At 74.7% G+C, this 7,184-nt stretch carries 5 protein-coding genes and 1 pseudogene; 2 read left to right on the top strand and 4 right to left on the bottom strand.

All coding sequences use genetic code 11. The features are described 5' to 3' along the window. Positions 1 to 15: 15 nt before the first annotated feature. Complete coding sequence (locus V7E46_RS31210) at positions 16 to 855, top strand: UbiA family prenyltransferase (RefSeq protein WP_333771558.1); 840 nt, start codon at positions 16 to 18, stop codon at positions 853 to 855. 9 nt (positions 856 to 864) lie between these two features. Here V7E46_RS31210 and V7E46_RS31205 read toward each other — a convergent pair whose 3' ends face one another. Both V7E46_RS31205 and V7E46_RS31200 read right to left on the bottom strand, forming a co-directional pair. Continuing rightward, positions 865 to 1,278, bottom strand: coding sequence for a cupredoxin domain-containing protein (locus V7E46_RS31205; RefSeq protein ID WP_333771557.1), 414 nt, complete (start codon positions 1,276 to 1,278; stop codon positions 865 to 867). Between the two features lie 161 nt (positions 1,279 to 1,439). Continuing rightward, positions 1,440 to 2,963 carry a hypothetical protein gene (locus V7E46_RS31200; RefSeq protein ID WP_333771556.1) on the bottom strand — a complete coding sequence of 508 codons (1,524 nt, stop codon included), beginning with the start codon at positions 2,961 to 2,963 and terminating at the stop codon, positions 1,440 to 1,442. Positions 2,964 to 3,291: 328 nt separating this feature from the next. Here V7E46_RS31200 and V7E46_RS31195 point away from each other — a divergent pair, with 328 nt between their 5' ends. Continuing rightward, on the top strand, positions 3,292 to 4,887 hold the full coding sequence (locus V7E46_RS31195; protein ID WP_333771555.1) for an FAD-dependent monooxygenase: 1,596 nt from the start codon (positions 3,292 to 3,294) through the stop codon (positions 4,885 to 4,887). 157 nt (positions 4,888 to 5,044) lie between these two features. Here V7E46_RS31195 and V7E46_RS31190 read toward each other — a convergent pair. Together V7E46_RS31190 and V7E46_RS31185 are read right to left on the bottom strand one after the other, a co-directional pair. Continuing rightward, a pseudogene (locus tag V7E46_RS31190) lies at positions 5,045 to 6,008 on the bottom strand (DUF692 domain-containing protein); the annotation flags it as partial. Further along, positions 6,005 to 6,823, bottom strand: coding sequence for a TIGR04222 domain-containing membrane protein (locus V7E46_RS31185; RefSeq protein ID WP_333771554.1), 819 nt, complete (start codon positions 6,821 to 6,823; stop codon positions 6,005 to 6,007). The gene V7E46_RS31185 and the pseudogene V7E46_RS31190, both read right to left, overlap by 4 nt. Between the last annotated feature and the right edge of the window lie 361 nt (positions 6,824 to 7,184).

Here is a 7,184-nt window from a genome sequence, read left to right as displayed (position 1 = left end):
GCCTAGGGTGGGGGGATGGGTGGTGGCAGCGGGGTGGTGAGGGCGTGCCATCCCGAGCCGACCCTCGCGGTCACCGCGCTGATGACCGCGCTGGCCGCGGCCTCGGGCCGCGGACCGACCGCGTGCGCCCTGATCGGCGCAGCCGTCATGTGCGGGCAGTTGTCCGTCGGCTGGTGCAACGACCTCGTGGATGCGGCCCGCGACACCGCGGCCGGCCGCACGGACAAGCCGCTGGCCGCGGGCACGGCGGCCCGGGGCGCGGTCGCGGCGGCCACAGCCGCCGCGCTGGCCGCCTGTGTCGTCCTCTCGCTGGCCGCGGGAAGAGCCGCGGGCGCAGCCCATCTCACCGGCGTGGCGGCAGCCTGGGCGTACAACCTCGGGATCAAGCGCACGGCGGCCTCCTGGGTTCCGTACGCGCTGGCGTTCGGGCTGCTGCCGGCGTTCGTGACGCTGGGCCTGCCGGGCCGCCCGTGGCCGCCCGCCTGGGCGATGGCGGCGGGCGCGCTGCTCGGCGTGGGCGCGCACTTCACCAATGTGCTGCCGGACATCGACGCCGATCTGGCCGCCGGAGTCCGCGGCCTGCCGCAGCGGCTGGGCCGGCAGCGCAGCCGCGTACTGGCCCCGCTGCCGCTGCTCGCCGCGTCCGCGGTGCTCGTGCTGGGGCCGCCGGGACCGGTCGGGCGGGCCGGCTGGGCGGCACTGGCGGTGACCGCGGGCCTGGCGGCGGCGACCACCGCGGCGACGTCGGCGGGCGCCAGGCCGGGGAGCCGGCTGCCGTTCCTGGCCACGCTCGGCATGGCGACGACCGCCGTGGCCCTGCTGGTGCTGAACGGCGGCTCGCTGGCCCCGTCCTGAGCCGACGGCTCAGCCGACGGTCAGGGTGCCGGCCATGAACGGGTGGATCGTGCACATGTACGGGTAGGAGCCGGCCTTCGCGGGCGCGGTGAAGGTCTTCGTGGCGCCCGGCGCGATGTCACCGGTGTCGAACGCCTTGGCGGCGGTCGCGGTCACCGTATGCGTCGTGGAGTCGTTGTTGGTGACGGTGACGACCGCGCCCGGCTTGACGGTGAGCGCCGCCGGGCCGAAGGCGAAGTTCTTGATGCCGATACGGTCGGCGCCGCCGCCCGCGGCGGACGAGGAGGCGGGGGCCGACGCGCTCGCGGTCGAGCCCGACCCGCCGTTGCCGGAGCTGGAGCAGGCGGTGAGCGCCACCAGCAGGCACACCGCGCCGAGCACGCCCCGCGACCGCGTCCTGGGTCCCCGCACCGTTCCCGCCATGGCCACCTCACCGGTCGTGGCGCCCCGGCGGGCGCCTCCCGGCCAGAATCCGCCCCGAACGCCCGCGCCGCCCGCCGCGGCGGCCGCACGAGGGACTTTTTCACGCCAACGGCTGCGCTTCGACGGGCGGCGCGGGGAGCGGTGCCCGGAATCCTGCGGAGTCAGAAGTTGTACGACTCCAATACGTAGGCGCATTCCGTATAGATGTAGCCGCTGCTGAACTTGTGGCTGTCTGCTATCGGCGTCGCGGAATCGGCGTCGTCGATGGGCTTCTGCATGATGTACGAGGTGCCGGCCGGCAGGTGCAGTGTCCGCTTCGCGTAGTGCCTGCCGGTGTTCTTGCACGCCTGGCTCTGCGCCAGCGCGTCGCTCGAATAGCGCGAGCAGCCGCTGCACCCCTTGAGGGTGAAGCTGCCGGTGACCGCTCCGGTGTAGAGGATCTCGACCGCGTCCGGGCTGTCGTTGCTGAAGGTCACGCTGATCGAGCCGCCGGAGCCGAGGGTCGGTACCTTCGTTCCCGCCGCGGGCACCTTCGTGGCGATTTCCGCGGCTATCGCTATCTTCAGCGCGAGCGGGCGGTTCTTGTCATGCGGGTATTTGCCGGTGAAGTCGTTCATCGTGGTGAGCGCGTCGCCGAAACTGCCGCTCCGGTACTGCGAGACGCCGCAGTTGTACGTACCGGTCTCCACGTAGCCGTCGACCCGGTGGGAGTCGGCGGTGAGGGCGTCGGTGATGCCCGCCTTGTCACCGGGCAGGGCCGCGGTGTCCGAGCCGAGCGCGCGCAGTTGGTCGGTGGTGCCGCACGGGTCCGCGCCGCCCAGGCCCTTCGCGGTGGCGTCGATGTTCGCCCTGACCGCGGGCTCGACCTTGGCGGCCTGCGGGGACTTGGGGAACTCGGTGAGCAGTCGCCCGAGCTTCCCGCCGTCGGTCGCGGCGTCGGGAGCGGGGGTGGTCAGCTCGGTCATGCCGCATTCGTAGAGCGACGTCGCGAGCCGGTCGTCGGGCCAGCCGGTCAGCGAGCCGAGTGTCCTGCTGTCGACGTGCTGCGGCACCGTCCGCAGGTATTCCAGCGGGTCTATCGCGTCGCAGAACTTCTTCTGGTCGTAGGGCGTACCGATGACCGCGTAGAAGGTCTGCAGCCGGTCCGGCACCTTCTTCGCGGCCTTCGAGCCCCGGTGCTCGCTGTCCAGGTCCTGGTAGGAGCCGAGCGCCGAGTCGTAGTCGGACTTGGCGGTCTCGAAGGGCTTTGCCTTCGCCGCCTGCACCAGCTGGTCGGCCCTGTCCAGCCGGTCGAGCAGCATCTGCTGGGTGGCGTCGTCCTTGGCGCCGTTGTAGTAGACGACCGCGCCCGCGGGCACCACGAGCATCACCAGCCCGAGCAGCAGCGCCAGCGGGGTCTGCGACGGGAAGGACAGCCGGGTGCGCAGGCCGCGCAGGGCGCCGTGCACGACGGTCAGCAGCAGGAAGACCACATAGCCGGCCAGCACCCCGCCGGACACGCCGTCGGGGTCGGCGGGCAGGGCCGTCGCCACGAAGACGCCCGTCGCGATCAGGGCCACGGCCAGCGCGGTCCAGCGGCGGATCAGCAGATAGCCGAGCCCGAGGCCGCTCAGGTTGAGCACACCCACGGCGACCGCCCGCAGCGGGTCGGCCGGAACCGGCGGAACCGGCGGCGTGGTGGGCATCGGCGGTGGGCCCAAGGGCGGCGGCGGGTAGCCGCCCCCCGGCGGCGGAGGCGGCGGGTGGCCCCCGCTCCCACCGCCGTAACCACCGCTCCCGCCCTGGTCGCTCCAGCTCACGGCAAACCCCCCAAACCCGGTCCCCACCCCATGGACAAGCACGCACAAACGGCCGTGCCGTCCGCGCGAAGGCCCATTTATATCGGATGCGCGCAGTGCCGTGTCGGTTCCGTCCGAACGGACGAAGATGCGGCCGGGCACGGTCGGGCGCAGGCTTGACGGGCGGGGCGGACGAGCGGTGCGCGGCGCACCCTCCCGACGCCGGGGAGCGACGATGGACGACACCGAGGTACTGGTGGTGGGGGCGGGTCCCGTGGGGCTGACCGCGGCGGTCGAACTGCACCGCCGCGGCGTCGGCTGCCGCATCGTGGACCGGCTCCGGGAGCCGCAGCCGTACGCCAGGGCGGTCGGTGTCCAGCCGCGCACCCTGGAGGTGTGGGACGCGATGGGTCTGGTGCGCGACGCCCTCGACGCGGCCGTCCCGCTCTACGGCCGGCTGACCTTCGTCAACGGCCGGCCCGGACCGCGTATCGACCTGAAGCTGCCCTCCGACGTGCCGTACGGCTTCGCCGCGCTGCCGCAGTACGCGACCGAGCAGCTGCTGACCGCGCGCCTGGAGGCGTACGGCGGCCGGGTCGAGCGGGGCACGGAGCTGCTCGACGTCGAGCAGGACGCCGGTACGGCCGGCTCGGTACGCGCCGGACTCGGCACCGCAGACGGCACCGAGACGGTACGGGCGCGGTACGTGGTCGGCTGCGACGGCGCGCACAGCCGCACCCGGCAGGTCCTCGGGCCGGCCTTCGAGGGCGACGCCTTCGCCGAGGAGTACCTGCTGGGCGATGTCGCGGTCGACTGGGACCTGCCGCACGGCTACGCGGTCCGCTCGGTCCACCAGGACGCCGCGGGCGCCACCGGCGACCTGCTGGTCTGCGTCCCGCTGCCCGGGCCGGGCCGCTACCGGATGTCCATGCCGGTCCCGCCGGAACTGTCGGCGGCGCAGGGGCAGGGGCACGAGGCGGCGCACGGGCCGGAGTCCGGGCGCGCACCGGAGCTGCGGCACATCCAGGCCGTGCTGGACCGGCTGTCGCCGCGGCCGACCACCGCGCGGGCGCTGCGCTGGTCGTCCGTCGTCCGGATCGGCCACCGGCTGGTGAACCGCTACGCCGCCGGCCGGGTCTTCCTGGCGGGCGACGCCGCGCACATCCACCCGCCGACCGGCGCTCAGGGCATGAACACGGGTGTGCAGGACGCCTACAACCTCGCCTGGAAGCTGGCGCTCGCCACCCAGGGCGTCGCCGCGGACGGCCTGCTCGACAGTTACCACGCCGAGCGGCACCCGGTCGGCGCGGAGGCCGTCTGGCGGACGGGTCGGCACACCGCGGAGGGCGCCGAGGCGGAGGTCCTGCGCGAGGCACAGCTCCTGGTCGGCTACCGCGACAGCCCGCTGGTCGACGCCGATCCCGGCTGCCCCGAGCCGCTGCCGGGCGACCGCGCGCCGGACTGCCGGGGGCTCACCGGGGACATCGCCGCGTACCCGGTACGGCTGTTCGACCTGCTGCGCAGCCCGCACCACACGCTGCTGCTGTACGCCGACGCGGGTGCGGCGGCCGAGGAGCTGCGGGCCTGCGCGACGGCGGCGCGGACGGCCGCCCACGGGCGCCTGAACGTCTTCGCCGTCCTCGCGCCCGGCGCGCCCGGCGACGGGCTCGGCGTGCCGCGCGTCCACGACCGTGACAACGGTTTCCGCCACCGGTACGCGGCGCGGTCGCCGGAGGCCGTCGTGATCCGCCCCGACGGCCACATCTCCGCCCGCCTCCACCGCCCGGCGCCGGAGGCGCTGGCCCGGCACCTGAGCCGTACGTTCTCCTGACGGGCGCGGACGTCGCGGGCGCGCTCCGCCGGCGCCAGGCGTGCGGGTCCCCCGCGCTCGCCCTGACCTGGCGTCGGGCTGCTGTGTGCGGGCCCCCTCAGCGGCGCCGGCAGGTGAGGCGGCGCAGGGGGGAGGGGCGCCCGGAGTGCGTGGTGTGGGCGCGCTTGGCGGCCAGCGCCTCGGCCTGGACGCGGAGGCGTTCGGGGTCGAAGCCCGGCGGCGGCTCGGCACCTCCGACGAGCGCGGCGAGCAGCCGCTCCTGCGCCGCGCCCAGCGCGGCCCGCTCAGCGGCGGTCATGCGCCGCCCGTCCCTTGGCGACGGCGCCGCGTATCGCGGCAAGTTCGCCGGCGAGCCCGGCGTCGGTCGGATACGCCCCGTCGCGTTCGAGCAGCACGCCCGGCAGCCGGGCCCTGCCCGCCAGCTCGGTGAGCAGGTCGAAAACCGGCTCGGCCACCGGGTGGGTATGGGTGTCGTGCCAGACGCCGTCGCGTTCGACGCCGCCCGCCACGTGGACGTATCCGAGCCGTTCCAGCGGGATCTCGTCGAGGACCTGGCGCGGGTCGATGCCGAGGTTGATGTGCGCGGTGTGCAGGTTGGCGACGTCGACCAGCAGCAGGGCGCCCGTGCGGTCGGCGATCTCGGCGAGGAACTGCCCCTCGGTCAGTTCCTCGCCGGGCCAGGCCAGGAGGGGGGCGATGTTCTCCAGGGCCAGCGGGACGGGCAGGTGGTCCTGGGCGATCCTGACGTTCTCGCTGACGACGGTGACCGTGTCCCTGGTCCTGGGCACCGGCAGCAGGTGCCCGGCGTTCCAGTCGCCCGCCCGGGTGAAGGCGATGTGCTCGCTGACCAGCGGGGAGCCCAACGCCGTTGCGCAGGCGGCGAGATGGGCCAGCCGCGCGGGGTCAGGGCGCTCGGCGCCGCCCAGCGACAGCGAGACGCCGTGCGGCACCACGGGTGTGCCGCGGTCCCGCAGCAGCCGCAGTGAGGTGAACAGCCGCCGCGGGTCGAGGTTCTCCGCGATGGCCTCGACGAAGTCCACGCCGGGCAGCCGCTCGACGGTCAGGTCGATCGCCGGGCGCCAGCCGATGCCGTACCCGAGGTCGGGGGCGGTAACCGTCATCCGCCGCACCCTCCTCCGCAGCCGCCGCCCCCGCCGCAGCCGCCGCCTCCGCCGGAGCTGTCCGACGAGCTGGACATGCCGCCGTAGAGCGCAAGGCGCAGGTCGGTGTCCGTGATGCCCGCGGCCCCGAGCAGCGCGACACCCAGTACCGCCGCGGGGGCCAGCGGGTCAGCGCCGGAGGGGGCGCCTTCCCGGCGGGCGCGGGCCAGCAACCGGTCCCCGGCGGGGGTGCGGCGCGGGGTGGCGGCGGCGGTCACCCCTATGACGACGGCGCTGATCACCAGCTCAAGTACCAGCAGGCCGACCGGGCGGCCGTGGTTGATGCCGTGGACGAGCCGCGCCACACCCACGCAGAAGACGGCGGCGAGCGGCAGCAGCGCGACCATCGACCCGGCTTGCCGGCCGGGGGCCAGCAACAGGCCGCGGTCGATGGCGTTCCGGGCGATCCGCCGCACCGGGTCGCTGTCGCCCGCGTCGGCCCGCAGCGTCGGCAGATCGGCGGTCTTGGTGCGGTCGAAGCAGGTCAGCACGGCCTGCCGCACCGGGTCGTCGGCCGTGGTCACCCCGCACGGCGTGATCTGGTGGTCCCGGCCGGCCCGCAGCAGGCCGTCCTCGACCAGTGCTTGTACGGCGGTGTCCACGACCCGCGCGGAACCGCCGCCGACGACGGCGAGTGTGTAGACGTCGACTGGCTCGTCGCCCGCGCCGGGCGCGGTGTCGTGCCTCTTCCGGTACGTCGCCCGCAGAAGTGCGGTGCCGAGACCGGCGAGGAGGAATACTGCCGCGTACGCGGCGAGGAAGTCGGGGCCGCTCATGCCAATCACCTCCGGTGGGGGTGACGCTTGTTGGCGCGGGGTGGTTCCGCGGGTCCCTCTCGGCGGTGGGTCGCACCTGCGGTGGGCTTGCGGCTGGCGCCGGGGTGGGGCTCGCGGCCCTGAGGGGGTGGCACTTCCTGCCGCGTTCACGGTGCCGCTGCACCGTGGCTGGGCGCGCAGTTCCCCGCGCCCCTCAGGGGGTGCCGCCTGCCGACGGCGTTCGGCTGCCGCTGCACCAGGCTGAGCGGGGCGTTGCCCGCGGCCCTCGGGGTCAGCGGAGGGTGGTGTGGAGGGTGTGGCCGTAGAGGTGGGTGGTGGTGGCCTGGACGGTCGTGCCGGAGCGGGTGGGGCGGATGCGGAG

Origin of the sequence: Streptomyces sp. IBSBF 2435 (genome assembly GCF_036815005.1) — a bacterium.
Taxonomy (GTDB): domain Bacteria; phylum Actinomycetota; class Actinomycetes; order Streptomycetales; family Streptomycetaceae; genus Actinacidiphila.
The sequence above is the reverse complement of the archived record's forward strand: the minus strand, read 5'-3'. Positions and strand labels throughout refer to the sequence as shown.

Excerpts from the sequence above, each read along its gene's own strand:
- V7E46_RS31210 (WP_333771558.1), top strand. The coding sequence starts at position 16 with ATGGGTGGTGGCAGCGGGGTGGTGAGGGCGTGCCATCCCGAGCCGACC.
- V7E46_RS31205 (WP_333771557.1), bottom strand. The coding sequence starts at position 1,278 with ATGGCGGGAACGGTGCGGGGACCCAGGACGCGGTCGCGGGGCGTGCTC.
- V7E46_RS31200 (WP_333771556.1), bottom strand. The coding sequence starts at position 2,963 with ATGCCCACCACGCCGCCGGTTCCGCCGGTTCCGGCCGACCCGCTGCGG.
- V7E46_RS31195 (WP_333771555.1), top strand. The coding sequence starts at position 3,292 with ATGGACGACACCGAGGTACTGGTGGTGGGGGCGGGTCCCGTGGGGCTG.
- V7E46_RS31185 (WP_333771554.1), bottom strand. The coding sequence starts at position 6,823 with ATGAGCGGCCCCGACTTCCTCGCCGCGTACGCGGCAGTATTCCTCCTC.